Annotated in this window: 1 protein-coding gene; it reads left to right on the top strand. The window is 41.7% G+C overall.

The window, feature by feature from the left end:
* The coding region (locus tag SCA31_RS22790; RefSeq protein WP_410699323.1) for a hypothetical protein at positions 1-333 on the top strand (333 nt) is incomplete at both ends.

Below are 333 nucleotides of genomic sequence, written 5' to 3'. Positions count from 1 at the left end.
AGTCAAAATTAAATGAAATCTGGGCCTTTGATATGGTTGATAATACATGGCAGTGTATTAAACCCGGCCAAACCAGTAATTATGGAACGATAGGAGTAGAAGCGCCAACCAATGCCCCTTATCGTACGAAAAACATATGGCTGAAGGACGGGAATCTTTATATGGTTGGAGCAGAAGCCGGATCGAATACGCCAAGCTCACTTTGGAAGTTTGATATAACCACAAAAAATTACACGTGCCTTAAAAAATCATCTTACAGTCCAGGAACGATTAATCAGCCTAACGCAAGTAATTTTCCGATGGCAACCTACGAAGCGGCTAACTGGGTAAACG

Origin of the sequence: Chryseobacterium sp. SIMBA_028, assembly GCF_046535285.1 — a bacterium.
GTDB lineage: Bacteria > Bacteroidota > Bacteroidia > Flavobacteriales > Weeksellaceae > Chryseobacterium.
The sequence above is the reverse complement of the archived record's forward strand: the minus strand, read 5'-3'. Positions and strand labels throughout refer to the sequence as shown.